Genomic DNA, 21,429 nt, shown 5'->3' with positions numbered 1-21,429 from the left:
TCCGCCCTCCCGGGCCCGTCATCACCCATGACGGAGCAGCGCGAGGGAAGGTAACAGCCATGACGGCCGAAGCGTTCGAAGCCCAGCGCGACCGCTTGCACGCGGTCGCCTACCGCATGCTCGGCTCGCACGCCGACGCCGAGGACGTGGTCCAGGAGGCCTGGCTGCGGCTCTGGCGCCAGGACCCGGCGACGATCGACAACCTCGGCGGCTGGCTGACCACGGTCGTGGGCCGGATCAGCCTCGACGTCCTGCGGTCGCGGCGCCCGTCGGCGTCGTACGACGAGCTGGTCGTGACGGTCGACGACGGCGGCCCGCAGCCGGCGGACGACGCCGTGCTGGCCGACTCGGTCGGCCTCGCGCTGCTGGTCGTCCTGGAGTCGCTGTCGCCGAGCGAGCGGCTGGCGTTCGTGCTGCACGACCTGTTCGCGGTGCCGTTCGACGAGATCGGCCAGATCATCGGCAGATCCACCGACGCGACCAAGATGCTGGCCAGCCGCGCGCGCCGCAAGGTGGGCGGGACGTCGCATCCCGCGGGGCCGGCGGAGCGCAAGGTGGTCAGGGCGTTCCTGGCCGCCGCCCGCGGTGGCGACTTCGCCGCGCTGCTCCGGGTGCTCGACCCGGACGTGCGGCTGACCGCCGACACCGCGGACGGCGTGACCGTGACCATCGGCGCCACGTCGGTCGCCGCCGGGGCGCGCTTCGGCGCGCGGGACGGGGCGCGAGGGCGCGGGGTGCTCGTCAACGGCCGGCCGGGTTTCCTGGCCTGGCATGCGGACGGCAGCCCGCTGACCCTCCTCGCGTTCACGGTGGCCGACGGGAGGATCACCGCCATCACGGCGATCAGCGACCCGGCCCGGCTCGCGGCCCTCGACCTGCCGGCTCAGCCGGCCTGGAAGTAGTGACCCTTCTCCAGGTCCTCGAGCAGCCCCGGCCGCATCGGCCGCCAGTCGAGCAGGTCGCGGGTCAGGGCGCTGGAGGCCGGACTGTCCAGCCCGATGACGTGCGCCAGCCAGCCGAAGTGAGCGCCGGGTTCGGTCACTTCGGCGACGGGGACGCCGAGCTGTCGGCCGATCACCTCGGCGACGGCCCGGATCGGCACGCCCTCGTCCGCGACGGCGTGCAGCACCGACCCGGCCGGAGCCTCCTCCAGCGCGAGCCGGAACAACCGCGCGGCGTCGAGGCGGTGGACGGCGGGCCAGCGGTTGGCACCGTCGCCGAGGTAGCCCGAAACGCCCCTCGCCCGCGCGATGCCGACGATGGCGGCCATGAAGCCGTTGTCGCCGTCGCCGTGGACGGTCGGGGGCAGCCGCAGCACGGTCGAGCGCACGCCCCGCTCGGCGAGCGAGAGCGTCAGGTCGGCGGTCGCCTGCCGCACTCCCGGACCGCCGCCGGCACCCATGGCGGCGGCGTGTCTGTCACGCTCGGTGGCCACCCGGCCCGGGAAAAGCCCGACCAGCCCGGAGGCGATCACCAGCGGTCGGCCGGAACCCGCCAGCGCCGTGCCGAAGGTCTCGACCGCACGGCGGTCGGCCGCGGCAGCCGCCGCGAACTCGCCCGCGAAGGCGATGTCGTGCTTGAACGCCAGGTGGATCACGGCGTCTGAGTCGGCCGCGGCGGCCCCGAGGACGTCGAGGTCGTCGATGGTGCCGCGGACCACCTCCGCGCCGGCGGCGGTCAGGGCCGTGGCCGAGTCGGCCGAGCGGGCGAGCCCGACGACCTGGTGACCCGCGCCGAGGAGCTCGGGAACGACGGCGGACCCGATCCAGCCTGACGCCCCGGTGACGAAAACCCGCATGAGCGGTACCTCCATGTCAGTGACTGACATGGACGCTAGCACGGTGATGTCAGCGGCTGCCATCACCTATGATCGAGGCATGGGTCGATGGGAGCCGAACGCCCGCGGGCGGCTGGAGGAGGCCGCACTCGCGCTGTACGGCGAACGCGGGTACGAACAGGTCACCGTGGCCGAGATCGCCGCGCGGGCCGGGCTGACCGAGCGGACCTTCTTCCGCCACTACGCCGACAAGCGCGAGGTGCTGTTCGCCGGCTCGAGCCTGCTCCGCGAGGTCCTGGTCAAAGGCGTCGCCGAGGCGGCCGACGGCGCGGCACCGATCGACGTGGTCGGCACGGCCCTGGCGGCGGCCGGCGCGCTGCTCGAGGAGCGCCGTGACCTGGCCCGGGCGCGGCAGGTCGTCATCGACGCGAACCCGGAGCTTCAGGAGCGCGAGGTGGTCAAGCTCGCGACGCTCGCCAACGCGGTCACGTCGGCTCTGCGCGACCGCGGCATCACCGAGCCGGCGGCGAGCCTGGCCGCCCAGGCCGGCATCGGTGTCTTCCGGGTCGCGTTCGAGCGCTGGATCGGCGACACCGGCCGACGGAGCCTGCCGGACCTCGTGCGGGAGTCGTTCGACGAGCTCAGGACGCTGACGCGACCCGGCTGAGGAAGGCGGTCACCGCGGCCGCGTAGCCCCGCGGGTCGACGTTCCACGACGCGACGTGGCCGCCGTCGCGGGTCGAGACCAGGGTGACGAGGTCCGGGCGGGCCGACGCGTACGCGTGTGCCCGGTCGGTGCGGACCAGCTGGTCGGACTCGTCGACGAAGATCAGCGCCGGCACGGTCAGCTCGGCGGGGTCCTGGTCGAGGCTGGCCAGCGACAGGCCGCCGCGCCACTCGGTGAACCGCTTCGCCGACCAGGTGATCGGGGCCGGCAGGTGGCGCAGCGCGGCCTGGAAGTCGATCACCGCGTCCCAGGACAGCACCGGGCTGTCCAGCACCACGCCGCGGACCAGCGCCGCGTCGGCCACCGGCAGCCGGCGCAGCGCGGTCAGGACGGCGCCGCCGCCCATCGACCAGCCGAGCAGCACGACCTCGGTCGCGCCGTTCTCGCGCGCGTAGCGGATGCCGGAGGCCAGGTCGCGCCACTCGGTGTCGCCGAGGTGGTAGTAGCCGTCCGGGCTGGCGGGCGCGTCCGGGTCGTTGCGGTAGCCGAGCACCAGCGTGGTGAGCCCCGCGCCGGCCACGGTCGGCAGCACCCGGAGCGCCTCGTGCCGGCTCGCGCCCCGGCCGTGCATCGCGATCGCCCAGCGGCCGGGCCGCTGGTTCGCCCAGTGGCCCGGCCGCTCGGCACCCGGCGGCGGCACCAGCCACGCGGGCAGGTCGCCCAGCTCACCGGGCACCGGCACGGTGTCGTAGTCCAGCCCGAACGCGGCCTTGGGGTCGGTGCTGAACACGTTGTAGTCGACGTGGACCGCGAGGCCGGGCCGCAGGTGGCCGAGCTCGCGCTCGGCGATCTCGCGGACCACGGTGTCGCCGACCACCCGGACCGACGTGGTGAGCCGGGCGGCGCCCTCGGGCCACATCAGGCCGAGCTCGATGGGTTTCGCCGTGTCCAGGTCGCGGCTGAGGGTGACCTCGTCGCCGTCCACCGCCAGCACCCGCACCGCGAGGTCCCGGGTCCGGTCGACACCGAGCAGCTCACCGGAGAAGTAGTAGCCGGCGCCGGCGGTGCTGAACACCCCGGTCACGGCCGCGGCGACGGCACCGCCGACCAACCGCCGTCGGATCACGATCACAACGGCAACATCATCACAAAACCCAAGATCATGCGACGGGAGTGTGACGCAGTCCCGCGATGAGGATCGTGACCAGGCGACGTGCGTCATAGCCCGGGTCCCGGCCGGCGCCGACACAGAGGTTGCCGACACCGCGCAGGAGCTCGTAGGCCGCCACGTCGGCGCGGATCGTGCCCGCCGCGGCCGCCGCGGCCAGGAGGTCGGCGCAGACCGGCACCAGCCGATCCAGGAAATAGGTGTGCAACGCCTCGAAACTGGTGTTGTCGGACCGCATGAGGGCCGCGAGCCCGTGCTTGGTCACGAGGAAGTCGACGAAGAGGTCGATCCACTGCCCGAGCGCGTCGTACGGGTCGGCCGGCCCGGCCAGCAGCGCCTGGCCCGCCTCGGTGCAGGCGTCGACCTGGTGCCGGTAGACCGCCACGATGAGGTCCGCCCGCGTCGGGAAGTGGCGGTAGATCGTGCCCATCCCGACGCCCGCCCGGGTCGCGATCTCGCGTACCGGCGCGTCGACGCCCGACTCGACGAAGACCGCGGCGGCCGCGTCGAGCAGCGTCTTCTGGTTGCGCCGGGCGTCCGCCCTCGGCATCGTCTCCAGCCTCCCTTGCTAAACGGAACAGAGCTCCGTATCGTTAACGGAGCAACGTTCCGTTTGCCATCGTGCCACACCCCGGAGGAATCATGCAGTACCGCACCCTGGGCCGGACCGGCGTCCAGGTCAGCACGCTGGCCCTCGGCGCCATGAACTTCGGCCCGATCGGCCGCACCACCCAGGACGAGGCCACCGCCATCGTCGACGCCGCCCTCGATGCGGGCATCAACATCATCGACACCGCCGACATGTACGGCGCCGGCGTGTCGGAGGAGATGGTCGGCAAGGCCATCGCCGGCCGCCGCGACGACCTCGTGCTGGCGACGAAGGCCACGATGCCGATCGGCGACGAGCGCAACCACCAGGGCAGCTCCCGCCGCTGGCTCGTCACCGCCCTCGACGACAGCCTGCGCCGGCTCGGCGTCGACCACGTCGACCTCTACCAGATGCACCGCTGGGACCCGCGGACCAGCGACGAGGAGACCCTCGCCGCGCTGACCGACCTGCGCACGGCGGGCAAGATCCGCTACTTCGGCTCGTCGACGTTCCCCGCGTACCGGATCGTCCAGGCGCAATGGGCCGCCCGCGACCACCACCTGGGTCGCTATGTCACCGAGCAGCCCAGCTATTCGATCCTCCAGCGGGGCATCGAGGGCCATGTGCTGCCCGTGACCGAGCAGTACGGCCTCGGCGTGCTGGCGTGGAGCCCGCTGGCCTCGGGCTGGCTGTCGGGCGCGATCCGGGCCGGCCAGGAGATCAACACGAGCCGCTCGACGGTCCTGCCGGAGCGCTTCGACCTCACCCGCCCCGCCAACCAGGCCCGGCTCGACGCCGTCGAGCGCCTGGCCGGCATCGCCGCCGAGGCCGACCTCACCATGGTCCAGCTCGCGCTCGGCTTCGTGACCGCGCACCCGGCGGTGACCAGCGCGATCATCGGCCCGCGCACGCTGGAGCACCTGCGCTCGCACCTCGCCGCCGCAGACACCGTGCTCCCGCCCGACGTGCTCGACGCCATCGACGCGGTCGTCGCACCCGGGGTCGACCTGGCCGCGCACGAGAAGTTCGACGCACCACCGGCCCTGCTCGACAAGGCCCTGCGGCGACGCGTGGCCGGCTAGTAGCGGCGGCGCAGGAACAGCACGACGGCGCCGGTCGGCACCACGAGCGCGAGCACGGCGAGGGCGACCAACGAGACCATCGGCCACTCCGACGGCGGCACGGCCGCGGGGCGGGCGCGCCCTTCGGCTGACGGCGCGAAGAACAGCACGGTTACGGCGACCACGACGATCGCGATGGGCACGGCGCGGAGCAGCCGGCGAACCAGGGGGGACATAGCGGGCCTCCGGTGGGCGTCCGGGGGTACGCGCTCACGCTAACCGGGCGGCGCGGCGACCGACGCCGAATTAACAGTCATCTAATCCAGACTTGCGGATGCGTTATTCCACGCGACCTCGAGGGCGCCGTGCTCTGGACGAAGACGCTGCGTCCTTAGAACTCTTCCCAGGTGCGCGGGTCCTGCTTGACGGGCTTGCCGACGTCGATGGCCGTCATGGCCGCGACGTCGGCGGGCGCGAGCGCGAAGCCGAAGATGTCGGCGTTGAGCCGCTGCCGGTCGGGGTTCGTCGACGCCGGCACGCTGGTGATGTCGCGGTCGACGAGCCAACGCAGCACGACCTGCGGCGGCGCGACGGCGAGCCGCTCGGCGATGTCGAGAACGGTGGGGTGCTCGAGGATGCCGCTGTTGCGCTCCAGCGGGCTCCACGCCTGCACGACCGTCCCGTGACGGGTGACACCGTCGACGACGTCGACCTGCGCGTGCGTCGGCGAGACCTGGAGCTGGTCGACGGCCGGCACGACGCCGGTCTCCGCGACCACGGCGGTGATGTGCTCGTCGAGGAAGTTCGACACACCGACCGAGCGGATCAGGCCCTCCTGCTGGAGCGCCACCATCTCCACGTACGACTCGACGTAGCGACCGACCTTCGGCAGCGGCCAGTGGATCAGGTAGAGGTCGACGTAGTCGAGGCCGAGCCGCTCCAGCGAGGCGGAGAAGCCATCCCGGACGTAGGGCTTGCCCTGGTGCCGGCCCGCGAGCTTGCTGGTGACGAAGAACTCCTCGCGGGGCAGCCCGCTCTCCCGGATGGCGGCGCCGACCGCGTCCTCGTTGCCGTAGTTGTAGGCCGTGTCGAGCAGCCGGTAGCCGGCCTCGATCGCGACGAGGAACGCCTCGGTCGCCTTTCGGCCCTTCGCGGGATAGGTGCCCAACCCGAGCCAGGGCATCTCCCGGCCGTCGTTGAGCGTGCGGGTCGGAATGGAGATCGGTGCCATGATCCCCAGCGTAGGACCAGGGGTGCGTCAGCGGGCGATCCGGTCCAGCCACTCGCCGAGCAGCACCCGCTCCGCCGCGCTGAACCGGTCGGCGACGGCGGGCAGGGCGGCCTTGAGGGCGACCGCGCGCTCCTGCGCGCCCTGCGGCACTGATCCCGTCAGCACGGTGGCCAGCACGGCGTCGCGCAGGTCGGCGGACAGGCCGGCGTGCGCCTCCAGGGTGCCGTCGCCCTGGGCCGCGATCAGCGCGAGCGCGGCGCCGACGCTGGCCGCGTAGACCATCGGCGCGGCGGACTCGACCGGGACCCGCAGCCGGCCCTCGTCCGCGACCCGGCGCAGGATGCCGCTGAGAAGCTCGTGCCCCTTGCCGCTGACCGCCGAGGGCTGGCCGGGGCGCGGGTCGCCGTGGATCAGCTTGTAGAGCGCCGGGTTGTCCAGCGCGAACTGGACGTGCAGGTTCCAGCCGGCGATCAGGTCCTCGACCGGGTCGGCGCGGTGCTCCTCGGCCTGCTTGAGCGTCAGGTAGCGGGTCCACGCCTCGTAGGCGACCGCGTCGAACAGCCCGGCCATGTCGCCGAACTGGCGATAGATCGTCTGCGCCTGCACGCCGGCCGCCGCGCTGACCGCTCTCGTCGAGACGGCGTCGCGACCGCCGCGGGACAGCAGGGCCTCCGTCGCGTCGAGGATCCGTTGCCGCGGTGTTGTCATCACCACATGTTAGCATCGATCACGCCAGCGTGTGATCGGTGCTAACGTCGGTGGCATGACGACAATCGGCACCCGCAAGCTCGGCACGACCGGACCGGTCGTGGGCGCCCTCGGCCTCGGCGCCATGGGCATGTCTGACATGTACGGCCCGGCGGACGAGGACGAGAGCATCGCCACCGTGCACGCCGCCCTCGACGCCGGCATGAACCTCATCGACACCGCCGACTTCTACGGATCGGGCCACAACGAGCTCCTGGTCTCCCGCGCCCTGCGCGGCCGGCGCCGCGAGGACGTCGTGATCAGCGTCAAGTTCGGCAGCCGTAAGAACCCGGACGGCACCTTCCAGCCGGTCCCGTACGACGTGTCCGCCTCGGCGGTGCGCGACCGGCTCGCCCAGTCGCTGCGCCGGCTCGACACCGACTACATCGACATCTACCGGCCCTCGCGGCTCAACCCGTCGATCCCGATCGAGGAGACCGTCGGTGCGCTGAAGGACATGCAGGAGGCCGGCTACATCCGCCACATCGGACTGTCCGAAGTGGGCGCCGAGAGCATTCGCCGGGCGGCCGCGGTCGCGACGATCAGTGACGTGCAGATCGAGTATTCACTGCTGTCGCGCGGCCCGGAGGAGGCGATCCTGCCCACGCTGCGCGAGCTCGGGATCGGGCTGACGGCGTACGGGGTGCTCTCCCGCGGCCTGCTCAGCGGTCACTGGTCGGTCGACCGCGAGGTCGGCGCCCGGGACTTCCGGGCCGCGCTGCCCCGGTTCAACGGCGAGAACCTGGCCGCCAACCTGCGGCTGGTCGAAGAGCTCGGCCGCGTCGCCGCGGAGCTCGGCGCGACCACCAGCCAGGTCGCGATCGCCTGGGTCGCGGCACAGGGCACGGACATCGTCCCGCTGGTCGGCGCCCGCCGCCGGGACCGGCTCGAGGAGTCACTGGGCGCGGCCGAGCTGACCCTCTCCCCCGAGGTGCTGGCCCGGATCGAGGCCGCGATCCCGGCCGGCTCCGCCGCCGGCGGCCGCTACATGGACCAGCAGCTGCACCTCTTGGACAGCGAGCGCTAGCCTTGCTCGGTGCCTAAGATCGCAACCGCCGACCGGGTCGGGCGGGCCGAGCTGATCGAGTTCGTCCGCACCCGGCATCGGCTCACCCTGGTCACCATCCGCCGCGACGGCCGCCCGCAGCTCTCCCCGGTGAGCGGCGGCGTCGACGAGTCCGGGCGGATCGTGATCTCCACCTACCCGGACCGCGCGAAGGCGGTCAACCTGCGCCGCAACCCGGCCGCCAGCGTGCTTGTGCACTCCGACGACTGGAACGACCCGTACGTCCAGGTCGACGGCACGGCCGAGGTCCTCGACATGCCGTCGCCGGAGACCGAGGACGCGCTCGTCGAGTACTTCCGCTGCATCGCGGGCGAACACCCGGACTGGGCGGAGTACCGGGAGGCGATGCGCCGCCAGGGCAAGTCCCTGATCCGCATCACCATCGACTCGTGGGGTCCGATCGCGACCGGCGGCTTCCCAGCCGACCGCGCGCCTAGCTGAGCCGGCGCAGGACCCCTTCGACCGCGTCGACCAGGGGGTCGCCCTCGGTGCCCGGCCGGCGGACCAGGCCGAGCTCGACGTCGGGCAGATCCGGCAGGCCCGACACCACCGTGCCCGGATCGGCGACGGCCGGCAGCACCGCGGCGAAGCCGAGCCCGGCCCGGACCGCGGCGAGCACACCGGCGAGGCTCGTGCTCTCGAAGGCGATCCGCCAACGACGGCCCGCCGCTTCCAGGGTGTCGAGCAGCGGCGCCCGCCACCGGCACGGATGGGAGAAAAGCACCAACGGCAGCGGCTCGGCGTCCGCGTCGAGGTCGGGACCGCCGACCCAGGTCAGCGGCAGCCGGACCATCCACCGTGGCGGGTCGGGGAAATAGGACGGGTCGCACAGCGCCAGGTGCAGACGCCCGGTGGCGAACGCCTTGTGAGTCGCCGGACCAGGCGCCGTGAAGACCTCCAGCGTGGCGCCTGGATGCAGCCGGGCGAAGTCGGCCAGGGCCAGCGACAGCGGCGCCCCCGCCAGGTCCTCGATCAGGCCGACTCCACAGTGTCCGGTCAAGGCCTGGCGCGGTGCCCGCAGCGCCTGCGCCGACAGGGCCAGGATCCGCTCGGCGTACGGGAGCAGCGTCTCACCGGCCCTCGTCAACGCGACGCCGCGGGCGGTGCGGTGCAGCAGCGGCTCACCGACCGCGCGCTCGAGCCGCCGCAGCTGCTGGCTCAACGCCGGCTGGGTATGGCCCAGCGCCACCGCGGCCCGACTGATGCTGCCGGCGCGAGCAGCGGTCAGGAACGCCCGCAGCAGCGCCGTCTCAAGATCGGCGGCCATAACGTGAGCTTATAGGGGCTCGCCGAACAAGCGCGGTTCCGATCCGCTCGCCGGCCGCCTAGCGTCGGCGCCGTGCGATTCCACCATGTCGACGTGTTCGCGGACGGCCCGTACAGCGGCAACAGCCTCGCGGTGTTCCCCGACGCGGCGGGGCTGCGCCCGGAGCAGATGGCCGCGATCACCAAGGAGCTGCGCCACTTCGAGTCGATCTTCCTGGTCGGCGAAGCGGCCCGGGTGTTCGACCTCGACGGCGAGCTCGACTTCGCCGGCCATCCGGTGATCGGCGCGGCCTGTGTGCTGCACGCCCTGCGGGGCGGCGCGGCCGACGCGACCTGGACGTTGCGCCTGCCCACCCGTGCGGTCCGCGTGACCACCAGGCGGCTCGCGTCCGGTCGGTACAACGGCGTTCTCGACCAGGGTCGGCCGGCATTCCTGGGCGATGCCGACGTCGCCGACATCCTGCCGAGGCTCTCCTTGCTGCCGGACGACCTCGACCCGACCCTGGCGCCGGAGATCGTGTCGACCGGGTTGGCCTACCTGGTGCTGCCCGTCCGGGGCGAGGCGCTGGCCCGCGCCCGGATCACCACGGACCTCACCGCGCCGCTGGCCGCCCTCGGCGCCGAGTTCGCCTACCTGCTCGACGCCGCGGGCCTTGAGGGGCGGCACTGGAACAACGACGGGGTCGTGGAGGACGTGGCCACCGGAAGCGGGGGCGGCTGCGCGGCTGCCTATCTGCGGCGCCACGACCGCATCCCGGACGCGGTGCCGACCATCCTGCGGCAGGGCCGGTTCGCCGGCCGTCCGAGCGAGCTGACCGTCACCGCGCACGGTCGACCGGACGACATCCGGTCGATCGAGGTCGGTGGCGAGGTCGTCCTGCTCGCCGACGGACGGCTGCGGGAGCTTCCCCGATGACCGACGTCCGGGCCGCGTACGTCGTCGCCGCGCGCACCGCGGCCATGCTGTTGGCCTCGCCCGCCGTCGCCGCCGGCTGGGACCGGCCGAGCGCGCTGGAGCGCTACGCGGTCAGCGGGCTGGCCGGGCACCTCGGTGGCCAGATCTTCTTCGCCGAGCGGGCGCTGGCGGGGCCGGAGCCCGGGACCGCTCCCCTCGCGATCCTCGACTACTACGCGCGCGTGGCGTGGATGACCACCGGTCACGACAGTCCGGAACACGTGCGCATCCGGCGCGGCAGCGAACAGGCGGCCGCCGCCGGACCCGCCGACCTGGCGGCGCGTGCCGCCGCCGCCGTCGACCGCCTGCCGGACCTCTTCGCCGCGACTCCTGCCTCCCGGCTGGTCCAGCTGCCGACGTGGCGATGGACGCTGACCTTCGACGACTTTCTGCGCAGCCGTCTCGTGGAGCTGGCGGTCCACATCGACGACCTGGCAGTGAGCGTGGACCTACCCACCCCGCCGCTGCCACCCTGGGTCACCGAGCCGGTGCTCGACCTGCTCTCGCGGCTGGCCGTCCGCAGGCACGGCCCGGTCGCGCTGCTGCGCACGTTGAGCCGCGCGGAACGGGCGCCGGACACCGTCGCCGCGTTGTGACCTAGGAGGTCGGGATCGAGCGAGAGAACCCAAAGCGGGGCAGGACGCCGTTTTCGAAGCGGGTCAGGGCGCTGATCCTGTCGCCGGCCAGCGTCAGCACGTAGAGGCCGACGCCGTGGCTGAGGCCGTCGGTGCCGCGCAGGTAGGCGCCGAAGGCCGGCTGGCCGTTGGCTCGTGCCGGCACCAGGTAGAAGCGGCGGCCCGCGCCGAAGATGGTGGCGCTGAAGCGGGCCACCGCGTCCCGGCCCACGTACTCGAAGGGGATCGGCGGCATCGACATGAACACGTCGTCGGTGAGCAGCGCCCCGAGAGCGTCCACATCGGCCGACTGCCACGCGGCGACGAAACGCGCCACCACCGCGTCCTCGACGACCGGATGGGCCGACGACGGAGGCGCGGGCAGGGCGGCCCGGGCTCGCTTCAGGGCGCTCTTGACCGACTCCACACTGGTGTCGAGCATCTGCGCCACCTCAGCCGCCCGGAAGTCGAGGACGTCGCGCAGGATGAGCACGGCGACCTGGCGTGGCGGCAGGGTCTGCAGCGCCGTGACGAAGGCCAGCGAGACCGACTCCATCCGCTCGACGCTCGCCTCCGGCAGCATGGCGTCCGGGAAGGGCTCCAGCCAGACGACCTCGCCCAGGCGGGTGGGCTCGGGCGGGTCGACCTGCGGCACGTCCCATGCCTTGGCCGGGCGCCGGGCGGCCGCACGGCGGGCGTTCAGGCACCGGTTGGTCGCGATCTTGTAGAGCCAGGTGCGCGGTGCCGCGCGGCCCTCGTAGTCGGCGAGGCCCTGCCACGCCGCCAGCAGCGTTTCCTGCAGAACGTCCTCGGCGTCCTGAAACGAACCCAGCATCCGGTAGCAGTGGACCAGCAACTCCCGCCGGTACGGGTCCGTCAGCTCCCGGAACGCCGCGTCGTCGCCGGCCGGGGCTGTCATGTCTCCCACCCTCCACCGCCCCCTTTCCGGCCGCAACGGTGTCGGTACCAGCATGGGACAGATCATTGTGAGTGAGAACGTGACGCTCGACGGTGTCGGACAGGATCCGACCGGCGAGGAGGGCTTCGACCGGGGCGGCTGGTTCACCCGGATCTCGGACGCGGACCGGTCCGCGTGGACCGAGGCCGAGCAGGCGGAGGCGATGGCCGCCACGGCGCTGCTGCTGGGCCGGCGCAGCCACGACTGGTTCGCGACCCGCTGGGCGAGCCGCACCGGAGAGTGGGCGGACCGGCTCAACACCATGCCGAAGTACGTCGTGTCCACCACGCTGCACGAGCCGAGCTGGGCCAACTCGACGGTCGTCACCCCGACCGAGGTCGCGAAGCTCAAGGACACCGTGGACGGAGACATCGTCGTGTACGCGAGCCGGCACCTGGTGCACACCCTGCTCGAACAGGACCTGGTCGACGAGGTGCGCCTGACGGTGTTCCCGTTCGTGCTCGGCGCCGGCGACCGGATCTTCGGCGAGACCGCGCACTCCCTGCGCCTGGTGGCAGCCCGCCGGCTCGGCACCGACCTCACCTTCCTGACCTATCGAACTGTCCGTTTCTAGGATGCCGCCACCCTCCACGGTCAGTACCTGTCACGAGCCTCCACTCAGCTGACCGTCACGACGACCTTGCCGAGGGCTCGGCCTTCGCCGAGGTGGGTCAGGGCCGCCGGCACCTCGGTCAGCGGGTAGCGCCGGTCGATGTGGGTGACGAGCGTGCCCGCCAGGCAGAGGTCCGCCATCGCCAGCAGGTCGTCAGGGTTGTTGCGGACCACCAGCAGCCGTTGCTTGCCGACCAGCGGACCTGCCAGGAGTACCTGGAACAGCGTGCCGACCGCGCCGCCCACCCACAGGTAGCGGCCTCCGGGGGTCAGTGCTCGGCGGTGCGCCAGCACCGAGTGGTGGCCGGCGAGATCGAGCACCAGGTCGTAGCGCACGCCGGCGCGGGTGAAGTCGGTGACCGTGTAGTCCAGGACGTGGTCCGCGCCCACCGCGCGCATGAAGTCGAGCTTGAAGCCGTTGTCGACGCCCGTCACCTCGGCGCCGGCGCGTTTGGCCAGTTGGATCGCGTACGCGCCGGCGCCACCACCCGCGCCGTTGACCAGCACCCGTTGGCCGGCCCGCGCGTCGCGCATGCCCTGCAGGGCGATGGCCGCCGCCTGGGGCATCGCGGCCGCCTCGTCGAACGTCAGGGCGGGCGGCTTGCGGGCGAGCACCCGCTGGCGCGCGACGGCGTACTCCGCGAAACCGCCCTTGCGCTCGAGGTTGTCGCCGAAGACCTCGTCGCCGACCTGGAAGCGGGTGACCTCCGGACCGACCGCCTCGACCACGCCGGCGATGTCGGAGCCCAGCGTCGGGAACCGCGGCCGGCGCAGGCCGCCAATCCGCGAGTAGAGCGGGCGGCCGATCAGCGTCTCCCAGTCGGAGGCGTTGACGGAGACCGCGCGGACCGCCACGAGCACCTCGTCGGCCCGCGGCACCGGCCGGTCGACCTCCACGAAGCGCAACAGCGAAGGTGGGCCGTACGCGTCGTACGTCACCGCTTTCATGGCACGCAGTATTCACCCCGCCCGCAACCCGCGGACGTCCTGGAACGTCCGATTTCCGGAAATGTTAGACAACCCGGGAGTATTGCCGGCCAGCCGAACCCGCTCCTAGGTTGACTCATAGACGTTAATGAATCGACCGGGAGGTCGGCACATGCGACGGACCATCACCGCGGTGATCAGCGCCGTCGCCCTCCTGACCACCACCACCGCCGCCGCACGGCAATCAACGCCGACCGCCGTCGTCGACTGGAGCGTCGAGCGCCAGACCATCGACGGCTTCGGCGGCAGCTTCGCGTTCCACAAGGCGGGCGCGATCCGCCGTCTGGGTGAGCCGCTCACCTCGCAGGTGCTCGACATGATCTTCGACGACCGCGAGGGCATCGGACTCGACATCGTGCGCGTCATGGTCGGCGACGGCGGCACCTGGGGCGACCCGCTCTACGACGGCCCGACCCAGACGATCGAACCGGAGCCGGGCGTCTTCGTCTGGGACCAGCCCGGCTGGGAGCAGGCGAAGGCCGCCTTCGACACGGACCAGATCTGGTTGATGCGCCAGGCGAAGGCGCGGGGCGTGACGACGTTCCTGGCGAGCGTGTGGAGCCCGCCGGCGTGGATGAAGCAGAACAACAGCGTGGTCTCGTCCGGTGCGGACGGTCCACCCAACAAGATCAGGCCCGACATGCTCCAGGCGTACGCGGACTACCTGGCCGAGTACGTCATCGGCTACGAGCGCGAGTTCGGCATCCGGATCACGCACGTCTCACCGACCAACGAGCCCGACGTCACCACCGGCTACTCGAGCAGCCAGTGGACCGCCGAGGAGCTGCGGGTGCTGGTGCGCGACCACCTCGGCCCGACGTTCGAGCGCCGCGGGGTACGCGCCAAGATCGTGCTCGGTGAGGGCGTGGCGTTCGACGAGCGGTTCGCCCTGCCGGCGATCACGGACCCGGCCGCCAACGAGCACGTCGACGTCGTCGCCGCGCACGGCTACGCCGGCCTGGTCGACGAGGCGACGCGGGCGGCACCCGACGCGTTCACGAACACGCACGCGCTGGGCAAGACCCTCTGGCAGACCGAGTACATGAACCAGGGCGCGCCGCGGGACCGGCTCTTCGTGAACAACACGATCAGCGACGGGCTCCGCTACGCCAAGCTGATCGGCAACCTGTTCGACGAGACCCGGCTCAACGCGTACTTCTGGTGGTGGCCGGCGGCCAACAACGGCGCGGACGGCTCCGACCTGATCCGGCTGGTCAACACCGGCACGCCGCAGAGTGGCAACCCGACCGAGAACGGCCAGTACCGCATCTTCAAGCGCTACTACACGATCGGCCAGTACAGCCGGTTCCTGGACCCGGGCGACGTGATGATCGGCGCGACGAAGTCACCGGCCCCCGGCGTGACCGTCACCGCCTACAAAGGACGGCGTGACTTCACCGTCGTCGTGGTCAACGACAACGTCGCCGACGTCACCATCGACGTCGACCTCAGGGGCGGGTTCCCGCGCGGAGCCAAGGTGGTGCCCTACCGCACCTCGGCCAGCGAGAACATGAGGAAGCTGAAAGCCATCGGAGTGCGGGACCGGACGTTCACCGCCACGCTGCGCGGCGGGAGCGTCACGACGTTCGTGCCCGCGGAGGCCGCGCTGCCCGCGCTGCCGGACCGCAAGGACGTCTTCTCGACCTATCCCGCCACCGAGAACGACGGCCAGTCACACGGCCTGCGCGCCCGGGGACAGACCATCACGGGGGTACGCGACGGCAGCTACCTGCGGTGGGCGAACGTCAACTTCGCCGACGGCTCGGCGGCCGGTTTCGCCGACCAGAAAGGCCAGCTCCGCCTGCACGCCACCGTCGCACCGCGGGCGGGCGGCGTCATCGAGGCCCGCGTCGACAGCCCACACGGAAAGGTGGTCGGCTCGATGACCGTGCCCGCGGGCGACGGAGCGGCCCGGGTCACGGCGACCACGTGGGTCGACACGAGTCCCGGGGCAGCCAACGGCTTCCACGACCTGTACCTCGTGTTCCGCGGCGGCCGCGGCGAGCTCTTCGACGTGGACCAGGCCAGCTTCAGCGACTAGACGACCTCGAGGTGGTCCGGGTCGAACGACGGCACCGGGCCGTGGTCGCGCCCGGCGGCGTACCACCAGGCCGTGGAGGCGATGTCGTCCCGCAACGGAAGGTAGCGACCGCCGGAGCGCCAGCCGAGCGCCTGCACGGTGACCCGCAGGTCCTCCGAGAAGCGGATCGGGTCCGGCAGGTGCCAGCGGTACATCCCGAACCGCTGCTGGCTGCGGTAAAGGCCGTCCGGGCGGAGCACCTGCGGCATTCCCAGGTACGGCGTGCTGTACGCGGTGTACCCCTGCCCGGGAACGTCGAAGTTCCAGGCGCCGCCGAAGTAGTCCTCGGTGCCGGTGCCGCAGATGGTAGGCAACTCGTCGTCACCGTCCAGATAGAACTTGACCTCGCCCTCGCCCCACCACCCGGAGCTGTTGACGCCCCAGGCCAGATACGTGCCGACGTAGTGCCCGGGGCCGGTGGCACCATCCACAATGGTGTGCACGGCCCGGTCAGGCAGCGGGTTGCTCCGCCGCCAGAGAGCGTGCAGGTACGCGGCGTCCTCCGGCACGTCGGTGAGCTCGTAGTCGATCTGGTAGAACAGCAGCGCCGGGTCGGGTCCGAGGTTCTCGACCGTCAACCGGGCACCGGCCCGGTACGGCATCTCCCAGTACGCGTTGAACCCGCCGTGCGGGTTGACCGCTACCGGGACGGAGCTGACCTGGGCGAACTCGCCCCACCCCGAGCAGAAGAAGTCACCGAGCGGCACCGCGACCGCCGGCTCCGACGCGCCGTCCCAGTGGATCCGCAGGATCAGCGACCGCCAGTGCCGGGGATGCGTGGTGCACCACAGGTGCCGGATCACACCCGGGCCGGGCAGGTCGCCGAGCAGATGCGTGGCTCCGGCCGGCACCTCGACGCTCGGCGAGATCTTCCAACCGGGGCCGAGGTCACGGGCCGCCGCCGCGCCGGTGCCGGTGGTGGCGCCGCCGCCCGCGCCCTTGCCGCCAGTCGGGTTCTCGGGACTGACGGACCGGGTCCGGCCCGTGGTCAGCAGCGACGGACCCAGGGTCACAGCGCGCTCACCCACTGCCCGAGCAGGTAGGCCGCACCCGTGTTGCGGCGCAGCCCCAGCGGCTGGTCGCCGCGGGAGCCGTCGAAGCGCAGCGTGGTGACGAGCAGCCGACCGGCGCCGTGCGGCACCTCCACCGCGTAGTCGTGCAGGACGCCCGTGCGGGTGTCGACCCGTCGCAGCAGCGGCCGGGCGCCGACCGGCAGCGCCGCCGTGGAAAGAGCCAGGTCCGGGGCCAGCCCGGCGAACTGGAGGTCCGTCCAGCCGTCGTGCGGGAAGTCGCCCCATGCCTCGTGCGGCTCGATCACCTTGACCGCCTCGCGCCAGAAGGGCATCTCCGCGACCGGCAGCGGCGGGTTGGCGCACGCGGCGTCGACCAGCAGCACGGCGTTGCCACCGACCCGGACGTGCCGGCGCACCGGCTCGGTCCAGGCGGTCGCCAGCAGCACCGCCTCCGGGGAGTCCACCGCGTCGACCGCGGCCACGGGCAGGTCGACCAGGCGGCCGGCCGGGTCGACCACCGCGACCGGCCCGGCGTCGGTCCAGCCGTTGTCCGGCAGGAGCCAGAAGGACCAACTGTTGGAGGTGTGCTGGCCGGCGCAGTCGACGTCGACCCGCAGCACGGCCCGGCGCGGGTGGTCCACCTCGGGCGCGACGAACTCGGCGATGCCCAGGCCGGTCACACTGCCCGGCGCCGCGACGGCCGCCAGCCGCCCGGACGCGACCCGCGCCCCGTCGACGAACTCGAGCCGCCATGCCACCTCGGCCGGACCGCCACGGCGCCCGTGGTTGGCCAGCACGAGATGGGGCCGGACCGGCGCTCCGGCCACGTAGCTCCAGGTGTCCCAGGGTGCCGGCCGGTCGCCGCCCGCGACCCAGGCCCGCCGACGGTCCCAGTCGAGCGATACCACCAGGTCGCCGTTGAACTGCGCGAACTCCGCCGGCGACACCTTGAGCACGCCGAGGTCGTCCCAGAGGCCGGCGGTGCTGATCGGGGTGTCGCGCTCCCCGGTGATCACGTAACCGCTGGTGTCGGCCCGCGCCCGGACCGCCTCCAGGGTGACTTTGCGGTGCAGCACGGCCTGCCGGGCCGAGGTGCGCTCCAGCTCCTCGCCCCGCTCCCAGAAGCCGTTGGCGCGCAGCGTCTCCTCGTGGGCGGGCACGTCGTACTGCCAGCGGGCGCCCTGCGGGTTGACCGCCGGGTCGGCACTGGTCCACCACGGCCGGCCTACGGCGTCGAAGCGGCGCAGGTCGCGGAACGTGTCCAGGTCGCAGAACTCACCGAACAACCACGGCCGGGGGGTACGCCATCGCGGCGCGAAATGCTCGAGGGTCGACCGGAAGTACGCCGGTTCGCAGTAGAAGTGGTGGTCGTCGAAGTCGGCGAACTCGTCGAGCAGCCCGCCGTACGCCTCCCCCGAGCCGCTGTTGTCGCGCACCAGCGTGCCCGGTGCGAGCCGCTTGACCAGGTCGTAGAGCGGCCCGAGCACGTCGGCCCCGACGGCGGCGGAAAGCTCGCAGCCGAGCGTGAGCAGGACGACCGACGGGTGGTTGGCGGCGGCCCGGACCAGTCGCTCGGCCTCGGCGAAGAGCTGCTCCCGGAAGTGCGACGTCGGGTGCGGCAGCCACATCGGCAGCTCGACCCAGAGCAGCATCCCGAGCTCGTCGGCGAGCGCGAAGTAGTAGTCGGGCGGGAACCACAGGCACAGCTTGACGCCGTTGAAGCCGAGCCGGCGCAACTCGAGCAGGTCCGCCCGCACCTGGTCCGGGCCGGGGTCCGGGTGCAGCCGGTCCGGATACCAGCCCCAGGACAGGATCATCCGAGGAAAGACCGGGTCACCGTTGAGCCGCAGCAGCGAGCCGTCGGCGGCGAAGGTGCGCAGTCCGGTGTGGACGGTACGTTCGTCGCCGTCGGAGGTGCGCAGGGTAACCGCGTAGAGCGCGGGGTCGTCCGGCGACCAGGGCCGCGGGTCGGGAATGCTCAGGGTCATCGAGCCGCCGCCGTCCCGATGTTCCGACGCGACCGGCTTGCCGTCCGGGTCGTGCACCTCGACCGTGAGCGAGCCCGGCGCGAGCAGCTCGGCCGAGACCGAGAGGGAGCCGTCGGCGGTGCCGGCCACGTCGACGGCTCCCAGCGCGCACGCGCCGGTCACCAGCAGCTCGACCGGCTGCCAGACGCCGCCGTGCGAATGACCCCAGACGTACGGCAGGAAGCCGGCGAGCGTCTCGCGGGCGGGATAGGTCCCCGGCACCGGCGGCGCGTCCGGCCCGCCGGTGAGGCTGGCCGGCTTCTCCGCCACGACGACGAGCTCGAAAGGCCGGCCCGGGGTCACGAGCCCGGTGATGTCGACGTCGAAGCTGTCCCACATGCCCACATGCCGACCCGCCGACCGACCGTCGACCAGCACCTCGCAGGCGTAGCTGACGGCGCCGAACCGCAGCCGGATCCGGTCACCGGGCGGCGCCACGAAGCTGGCGCGGTATTCCACCGGTCCGGGGTGGTCCAACGGGATGCCGGCCTGCTCCCACGAGCCGGGCACGGGCACCGCACGCCAGTCGTCGGTGCCGACCAGCCGGCATTCCCAACCGGATACGAGGCTCACGACCCCAGCTCCCAACTGTCCTCGTCGGCCCAGGCCAGCGAGACGGTCCGGCCGGCCACCTCCACCTGGCACGCGTCGGCGACGGGTCGCAGCGTGACCGTGACCGGCCGCCCGCGATGGCTCAGCCGCACCGAGTACGACTTCCCGGGCACCCGGAGGGAGTCGGGCAGGTTCGGGCGGACCAGCAGACGGTCACCGACGAACCGGGCTCCGACCAGGACACCGAGCAGCAGGTGCACGCCGAAGGCGCCCCAGCCGTAGCCCTCGCCGCCGCAGCGTCCCGACAGCGGCCAGTACTCGCAGGCGATCCCGGGCAGGGTCCGGTCGTCGTCGGTCGTCCGCGCGTCCCAGAAGGTGTAGGCCCGGTCGACGATGTCGGCGGCCACCGTCGCGGCGGTCTCGTGCTCGCCGGCCGCGCGGGCGGCGTCGACGACGGTCCAGACGAACATCGGCCACACGAGGTCGGCGGGGTCGACGGCCCGGACAGCGGCGCGCAGGGCCTCGGTCTGCGACGGGCCGGCCAGGCCGAGGGCCAGCGGCGACCACAGCATGACGTCGTCGACCTCGGTCGGCTTCCCGGTGCCGGCGTCCACGTCGGCGTACCGCGTGCCGGTGAACAACGCCTCGGTCGCATCGGTGTATCGCGCGGCGAGGTTGTCCCAGCCGGCCACGTCGCGGTCCCGGCCCAGGACGCGGGCGAACCGGGCCATCGTCCGGGCGGCATGTGCTACCGAGGCGTGCAGGTCGACCGGGCGCAGATGGCGCGTCGGGTGCCCGCCGCCGAGCGGCTGGTCGCCGAACCGCGGCGAGAGGTCCTGGCCGGACTCCCAGCTGCACGCGTGCGACAGCCAACCGGCGTCGTCGGAACGGTGGGCCAGCCACCAGTCGAGGTAGGAGGCGAGGTGCGGGTAGATCCGCTCCAGCCAGTCCCGGTCAGGGTTGGCGTCCCACAGGTGTTCGAGAACCAGCCACGGGTAACCCCACTGTGGACCGGTGCCGCACACGCTGCCGTCGGCGGAGACCATGTTGTAGCTGCCGTCCTCACGCGAGCACGGCACGTTGGGCTCAGGCGCGTCCGCGAAGGTGCCGAGCAGCAGACGCTGGGCCAGCGCGGGGTCGGCATAGCCGAGCAGCAGCGCGTCGATCGCGGCCTCGCCGAGCACGACCCGGGGAGCCTGCACCTGCATGGCGTCCCATGGCTGCGAGTAGATGCCCACCGGCGGCTTGAGCATCATCCGCAGCGTCTCGAGGTCGTAGACGAGCCCGCGCCGCCAGTGGTCCGGCCAGTCGCCGGAGAGCACGGGCGCGGTCGCCCAGAATCGCCGGTCCTCCTCGACCAGGGCGGCGCGGACCGTGGCGTGGCACTGGCGGGCCTCGGCCAGCCGCTCGCGGGCCGACGACGCGGTGTGCCCGCGGGCCAGCAGCACCGTCAGGTCGTGGTCGCGCGCCCCCGGCAGCTCCACCACCGCGGCCAGGCTGACCCGCTCGCCCCGCGAGCCGAGCGCGGTGACGGGGCCGGGTGCGGAATCCGGGACCTCTGAGCTCGTGACGGCGACCGTGCCGCCGGGCTCCGACACCCACAATGCGAACGCCTCGCCGTCCTCGAATCCCTGGAGCAGCACGGTGTCGCCGTCCTGCCGCCCGACCAGCCCCGACTCGCCCCAGCCGAGGTCGGCACCGATCTGCCGCGTGTAGTCGGCCCGAATCGTCAGCCGTTCGGCGACCCGGCCGCGCACCCGCGCGACCAGCACGTCGGGGCCGGCCAGGTGGAACTCGACCGAAAGCGGACCGGCCCGGAGCTCCACGCGGTCCTTGGAGTGGTACGGCGAGAATTCGGGGGTGGTCACCCCGTCGGCCGCGATCCGCACGCCGGCCCGGTAGACCTCCCGGCGACCGCCGTACGCACGCGCGTACGCCGGGAAATGCCATCGGAAGCCGATGTCGTGCGAGCGGACCACGCCCTGGGGGCTGAGCTTGCGGGTGTGGGTAGGGATGTCGAGGTAGCCGTGCGGGGTGTAGTCGTCGATCGGGAACAAGG

At 72.5% G+C, this 21,429-nt stretch carries 21 protein-coding genes; 9 read left to right on the top strand and 12 right to left on the bottom strand.

The features are described 5' to 3' along the window. Positions 1-59 precede the first annotated feature (59 nt). Positions 60-902: a sigma-70 family RNA polymerase sigma factor gene (locus AB0J88_RS08470; protein WP_364347019.1), complete on the top strand. Its 843-nt coding sequence runs from the start codon at positions 60-62 to the stop codon at positions 900-902. Here AB0J88_RS08470 and AB0J88_RS08465 read toward each other — a convergent pair. Further along, positions 884-1,798 carry an SDR family oxidoreductase gene (locus AB0J88_RS08465; RefSeq protein WP_364347021.1) on the bottom strand — a complete coding sequence of 305 codons (915 nt, stop codon included), beginning with the start codon at positions 1,796-1,798 and terminating at the stop codon, positions 884-886. The two genes, AB0J88_RS08470 and AB0J88_RS08465, sit on opposite strands and share 19 nt — an antisense overlap. Positions 1,799-1,877: 79 nt before the next feature. Here AB0J88_RS08465 and AB0J88_RS08460 point away from each other — a divergent pair, with 79 nt between their 5' ends. After that, on the top strand, positions 1,878-2,444 hold the full coding sequence (locus AB0J88_RS08460; RefSeq protein ID WP_364347023.1) for a TetR family transcriptional regulator: 567 nt from the start codon (positions 1,878-1,880) through the stop codon (positions 2,442-2,444). Here the strand turns inward: AB0J88_RS08460 and AB0J88_RS08455 are convergent. Continuing rightward, the gene (locus tag AB0J88_RS08455; protein WP_364347025.1) at positions 2,419-3,576 is read right to left on the bottom strand and encodes a hypothetical protein; all 1,158 of its coding nucleotides are present in this window, start codon (positions 3,574-3,576) and stop codon (positions 2,419-2,421) included. The two genes, AB0J88_RS08460 and AB0J88_RS08455, sit on opposite strands and share 26 nt — an antisense overlap. A gap of 28 nt (positions 3,577-3,604) precedes the next feature. Then, complete coding sequence (locus tag AB0J88_RS08450; RefSeq protein ID WP_364347027.1) at positions 3,605-4,162, bottom strand: TetR/AcrR family transcriptional regulator; 558 nt, start codon at positions 4,160-4,162, stop codon at positions 3,605-3,607. 92 nt (positions 4,163-4,254) lie between these two features. Here AB0J88_RS08450 and AB0J88_RS08445 point away from each other — a divergent pair, with 92 nt between their 5' ends. Then, on the top strand, positions 4,255-5,283 hold the full coding sequence (locus AB0J88_RS08445; protein ID WP_364347029.1) for an aldo/keto reductase: 1,029 nt from the start codon (positions 4,255-4,257) through the stop codon (positions 5,281-5,283). Here AB0J88_RS08445 and AB0J88_RS08440 read toward each other — a convergent pair. The 3 genes from AB0J88_RS08440 to AB0J88_RS08430 all read right to left on the bottom strand — a co-directional run bounded on the left by AB0J88_RS08440 (position 5,280) and on the right by AB0J88_RS08430 (position 7,201). Further along, on the bottom strand, positions 5,280-5,498 hold the full coding sequence (locus AB0J88_RS08440; protein WP_364347031.1) for a hypothetical protein: 219 nt from the start codon (positions 5,496-5,498) through the stop codon (positions 5,280-5,282). The two genes, AB0J88_RS08445 and AB0J88_RS08440, sit on opposite strands and share 4 nt — an antisense overlap. 155 nt (positions 5,499-5,653) lie before the next feature. After that, positions 5,654-6,493: an aldo/keto reductase gene (locus tag AB0J88_RS08435; RefSeq protein ID WP_364347033.1), complete on the bottom strand. Its 840-nt coding sequence runs from the start codon at positions 6,491-6,493 to the stop codon at positions 5,654-5,656. Between the two features lie 27 nt (positions 6,494-6,520). Further along, entirely contained in the window at positions 6,521-7,201 is a 681-nt protein-coding gene (locus AB0J88_RS08430; RefSeq protein ID WP_364347035.1) for a TetR/AcrR family transcriptional regulator, read from the bottom strand. Between the two features lie 55 nt (positions 7,202-7,256). Between AB0J88_RS08430 and AB0J88_RS08425 the strand changes: the two genes are divergently transcribed. Further along, positions 7,257-8,267, top strand: coding sequence for an aldo/keto reductase (locus tag AB0J88_RS08425; protein ID WP_364347037.1), 1,011 nt, complete (start codon positions 7,257-7,259; stop codon positions 8,265-8,267). A 9-nt stretch (positions 8,268-8,276) separates the two neighbouring features. Further along, entirely contained in the window at positions 8,277-8,747 is a 471-nt protein-coding gene (locus tag AB0J88_RS08420) for a PPOX class F420-dependent oxidoreductase (protein ID WP_364347039.1), read from the top strand. Here AB0J88_RS08420 and AB0J88_RS08415 read toward each other — a convergent pair. Continuing rightward, complete coding sequence (locus AB0J88_RS08415) at positions 8,740-9,573, bottom strand: LysR substrate-binding domain-containing protein (RefSeq protein ID WP_364347041.1); 834 nt, start codon at positions 9,571-9,573, stop codon at positions 8,740-8,742. The genes AB0J88_RS08420 and AB0J88_RS08415 overlap by 8 nt on opposite strands. A gap of 72 nt (positions 9,574-9,645) precedes the next feature. Between AB0J88_RS08415 and AB0J88_RS08410 the strand changes: the two genes are divergently transcribed. Then, positions 9,646-10,488 (top strand): PhzF family phenazine biosynthesis protein, encoded by an 843-nt coding sequence (locus AB0J88_RS08410; protein ID WP_364347043.1) that lies wholly within the window; start codon positions 9,646-9,648, stop codon positions 10,486-10,488. Further along, positions 10,485-11,123 (top strand): maleylpyruvate isomerase N-terminal domain-containing protein, encoded by a 639-nt coding sequence (locus AB0J88_RS08405; protein ID WP_364347045.1) that lies wholly within the window; start codon positions 10,485-10,487, stop codon positions 11,121-11,123. The genes AB0J88_RS08410 and AB0J88_RS08405 overlap by 4 nt, the downstream gene beginning before the upstream one ends. 1 nt (position 11,124) lies before the next feature. Here AB0J88_RS08405 and AB0J88_RS08400 read toward each other — a convergent pair whose 3' ends face one another. Beyond that, positions 11,125-12,060, bottom strand: a complete 936-nt coding sequence (locus tag AB0J88_RS08400; protein ID WP_364347047.1) for an RNA polymerase subunit sigma-70 — start codon at positions 12,058-12,060, stop codon at positions 11,125-11,127. A gap of 52 nt (positions 12,061-12,112) precedes the next feature. Between AB0J88_RS08400 and AB0J88_RS08395 the strand changes: the two genes are divergently transcribed. Further along, positions 12,113-12,673 (top strand): dihydrofolate reductase family protein, encoded by a 561-nt coding sequence (locus AB0J88_RS08395; RefSeq protein ID WP_364347049.1) that lies wholly within the window; start codon positions 12,113-12,115, stop codon positions 12,671-12,673. A gap of 44 nt (positions 12,674-12,717) precedes the next feature. On the opposite strand, the gene AB0J88_RS08390 is transcribed toward AB0J88_RS08395, so the two are convergent. Further along, positions 12,718-13,659 carry an NAD(P)-dependent alcohol dehydrogenase gene (locus AB0J88_RS08390; protein ID WP_364347051.1) on the bottom strand — a complete coding sequence of 314 codons (942 nt, stop codon included), beginning with the start codon at positions 13,657-13,659 and terminating at the stop codon, positions 12,718-12,720. Between the two features lie 151 nt (positions 13,660-13,810). Here AB0J88_RS08390 and AB0J88_RS08385 point away from each other — a divergent pair, with 151 nt between their 5' ends. Then, complete coding sequence (locus AB0J88_RS08385; RefSeq protein WP_364347053.1) at positions 13,811-15,739, top strand: glycoside hydrolase; 1,929 nt, start codon at positions 13,811-13,813, stop codon at positions 15,737-15,739. Here the strand turns inward: AB0J88_RS08385 and AB0J88_RS08380 are convergent. Genes AB0J88_RS08380 through AB0J88_RS08370 form a run of 3 tightly spaced genes read right to left on the bottom strand, consistent with a single transcriptional unit; the run spans position 15,736 to position 21,427 of the window. Further along, complete coding sequence (locus tag AB0J88_RS08380; protein WP_364347055.1) at positions 15,736-16,791, bottom strand: glycoside hydrolase family 172 protein; 1,056 nt, start codon at positions 16,789-16,791, stop codon at positions 15,736-15,738. The genes AB0J88_RS08385 and AB0J88_RS08380 overlap by 4 nt on opposite strands. Further along, positions 16,788-19,391 carry a hypothetical protein gene (locus AB0J88_RS08375; protein ID WP_364347056.1) on the bottom strand — a complete coding sequence of 868 codons (2,604 nt, stop codon included), beginning with the start codon at positions 19,389-19,391 and terminating at the stop codon, positions 16,788-16,790. The genes AB0J88_RS08380 and AB0J88_RS08375 overlap by 4 nt, the downstream gene beginning before the upstream one ends. Further along, positions 19,388-21,427 (bottom strand): hypothetical protein, encoded by a 2,040-nt coding sequence (locus tag AB0J88_RS08370; RefSeq protein ID WP_364347058.1) that lies wholly within the window; start codon positions 21,425-21,427, stop codon positions 19,388-19,390. Before AB0J88_RS08370 ends, AB0J88_RS08375 begins: the two co-directional genes overlap by 4 nt. Positions 21,428-21,429: the final 2 nt, after the last annotated feature.

The organism is Asanoa sp. NPDC049475, assembly GCF_040676915.1.
In the GTDB taxonomy this organism is placed as follows: Bacteria; Actinomycetota; Actinomycetes; order Mycobacteriales; family Micromonosporaceae; genus Asanoa.
This window is presented reverse-complemented; position numbering and strand designations above follow the sequence as displayed.